Source organism: Acidobacteriota bacterium (genome assembly GCA_003696075.1).
Taxonomy (GTDB): domain Bacteria; phylum Acidobacteriota; class Polarisedimenticolia; order J045; family J045; genus J045.
The window spans coordinates 1-2682 of record RFHH01000005.1; the positions used below are offsets into that span (position 1 = coordinate 1).

The 2682-nt window shown below is 73.2% G+C and carries 5 protein-coding genes; all 5 read left to right on the forward strand.

Annotated elements, in window-relative coordinates:
* Window positions 1-42 precede the first annotated feature (42 nt).
* Window positions 43-369, forward strand: a complete 327-nt coding sequence (locus D6718_00285; GenBank protein ID RMG49142.1) for a hypothetical protein — start codon at window positions 43-45, stop codon at window positions 367-369.
* A complete protein-coding gene (locus D6718_00290; protein RMG49143.1) occupies window positions 366-830 on the forward strand; it encodes a hypothetical protein in 465 nt (154 codons plus the stop codon). Before D6718_00285 ends, D6718_00290 begins: the two co-directional genes overlap by 4 nt.
* Window positions 827-1510: a ribbon-helix-helix protein, CopG family gene (locus D6718_00295; GenBank protein ID RMG49144.1), complete on the forward strand. Its 684-nt coding sequence runs from the start codon at window positions 827-829 to the stop codon at window positions 1508-1510. The genes D6718_00290 and D6718_00295 overlap by 4 nt, the downstream gene beginning before the upstream one ends.
* 1 nt (window position 1511) lies before the next feature.
* Window positions 1512-1715 carry a hypothetical protein gene (locus D6718_00300; GenBank protein ID RMG49145.1) on the forward strand — a complete coding sequence of 68 codons (204 nt, stop codon included), beginning with the start codon at window positions 1512-1514 and terminating at the stop codon, window positions 1713-1715.
* A 229-nt stretch (window positions 1716-1944) separates the two neighbouring features.
* On the forward strand, window positions 1945-2682 hold a 738-nt coding region (locus D6718_00305), incomplete at its 3' end, for an amidoligase (protein ID RMG49146.1).

Below are 2682 nucleotides of genomic sequence, written 5' to 3' on the forward strand. Positions count from 1 at the left end.
CATCGGGATGGACCCGAGGCCGCAACCGAACGGAGGCGCACCATGAAGAAGGTCATCGGAACCGTCACCACCTACCACGGCGACGAGCACCCCTACCTCAGGGGCCACAAGGTCCGCATCGTCGCCGTCCTGCACAACGCGGCCAAGCCGGGCATCGACGTCGACGGCCCCGACTACGCCGTCCTCCAGGACGACCGGGACATCGCCCGGGCCGGGGGCGTGACCGAGCACGACCGCATCGAGGTCCAATCCTGGCTCGAGAAGGAGGGGCGCTACAGCTGGGTGACCAGCGACCCCCGGGCGGTGGACCTCGCCTGCTTCGCCCACCTGAAGAAGGCCCGCGCCCGCCGGGCCGGGAGGCGGGCATGAGCGTCGGCGGACGGGGCCCGCGGGGGCCCTACACCGCGCTCGGCCGCGAGCGCGACGACGAGCACCCCGTGGACCTGGCGCTCGAGCGGCTCGCTCCGCTGCGCGAGCTGCGCGCCCGCATCCGCAACGCCTCTCGGCGGCTGGCCGAGGCCCTGGGCAAGCGCCGGGAGCCATGGCTCGAGGTCGAGGCACTGCTCAACGACTACCGGGCCGCCCGCGAGGAGGCCTGCTTCGACCTCGGCTTCGAGCACGGACTTGCCGCCGGACGTGCCCAGGCGCTCCGCCGGACCGCATCGCCCCAGGGCCAGGAGGCCCTCGCCCTGGCCGACCGGATCCGCGACGAGGCGCTGCTGGCCGGCCTGCCGGCTGCGGCCGTCGTGACCGCGCTTCTCGAGGCCGCCTGGGCAGTCGCCCTCGGCCTCACCGACCAACCGACCCCAACCGGAAGGAGGAACCCATGACCACGACCGTGACGCAGATCGAAACCGCGACCGACCTGGAGGCCCTGCGTCTGCCCGAGCTGCAGGCCCGCTACGCGGAGGTCCTGGGCGAGGAGACCCGCTGCCCGAACCGCCGCTACCTCATCCGCCGCATCACCGAGGCCCTGGAGGCGCGGGCCGCCGAGTCCGAGGCCGAGACGGCCGGCGAGAGCGAGGTCGCGGTCCAGACCCAGGACATGCCCGCCGAGTCGGCCCCGCAGGTGACCGACGCGGACGCGGAGGCCGGGGCCACCGCCGGGGCGGCGACGGACGGCCCGGCCGAGGCGGAGGGCACGCCCGCGCCCGAGGCCGAGCGCCCGAAGCTGACCCGGCTCTCCGTCGAGCAGCTCCGCGAGCGCTACCTCGAGGTCGTCGGCCGGCCCACGGGCAGCACCGACCGCCGCTACCTCATCTGGAAGATCCGCCAGGCCGAGCGGGGGCTCATCCCGGTCGGCCCGCGCCGCCGGCGCGAGGGACCGCCGCCCGTCTACAAGGTGCTGCCGATCCGCCTCGAGGCCGACACCGTGGCCCGGCTGGACGAGGCCTGGCGCCGCCAGGGCCTCAAGAGCCGCATGGAGCTGTTCCGCCGGGCGCTGCACGACTACCTCGCCGCCCACGGCGAGGACGGCGTCGCCGCGCTCTTCGCCCCGGAGGGGGTGTGACGTGGACGGCTCCATCGACAAGCGGCAGCTCATCCAGTGGCTCGAGGCTACGGCGGCCCGGACCACCGGGCGAAGGTACCAGGTGCGCTGGGACGCTCTCGACGTCGGGAGCCTGCGCGAGCTGCAGCGCCTGCTGCGCGACCTCGAGACCGAGCGGCAGCGGGCCGTGCAGCAGGCCCGGCTCATGCCTTGGCGGCTCCCGTAGGCCGGCCGGACCGCCGGCCCTCGTGCCCGCCCCGGGGCGGCACCGGCCCGCGCGCCGGGCGCTCCGGGGCCCGGCGCGGCCCGTAACCCCCGGAACCTTCGGATCATTCCAACCCCTCGAAAAAGAAGAACTTTTTCGTCGATTCGGCCTGGACTTCCTCGCCGGAGAGCGCCTGTATGTCCTCGCGATGACGATGACGCAACCGCCTGAAACACAAGGAGAAACGGCGATGAGGACGCTCCACTTCGGCATCGAGATCGGGACCATCGGCCAGACGCGCGAGAAGGTCGCCCGCACCATCCAGCGGGTGGTCGGCGGCACCGTCCGCCACGTCGGCACGCCCTTCTGCTACGACCCCTGGCACGTCGTCGACGCCCGCGGCCGCACCTGGCGCGTGGTGGCCGACAGCAGCCTCAGCGCCCCGAAGCACCTGCAGGCCGAGGTGGTCAGCCCGGTCCTCGCCTACGAGGACATCCCCGAGCTGCAGGAGGTCGTCCGGGCCGTCCGCCGCGCCGGCGCCAAGGTGGACGGCTCCTGCGGGCTGCACATCCACGTCGACGGCGGCCGCTTCAGCGCCAAGGCGGTGCGCAACCTGGTCAAGATCTTCAACAAGCAGGAGGAGCTGATCATGCGGGCCCTGGGCGTCAGCGACGCCCGCCGGGCCCGCTGGTGCCGGGGCGTCGACCAGGCCTTCCTGGAGCGCATCGAGCGGCGGCCGCCGCGCACCCTCGAGGACCTCAACCGGGCCTGGTACGGCTACCACAACACGCACCCGACCCACTACGACCACACCCGGTACCACGCGGTGAACCTGCACAACCTCTGGTACCGCTCGACGGTCGAGTTCCGGGTGTTCAACGCGACCCTGCACGCGGGCAAGGTCAAGGCCTACATCCAGTTCGTCCTGGCCCTGAGCGCCAAGGCCATCCGGGCGCGGGCCGCCAGCAGCAAGAAGCGGGAGTTCAAC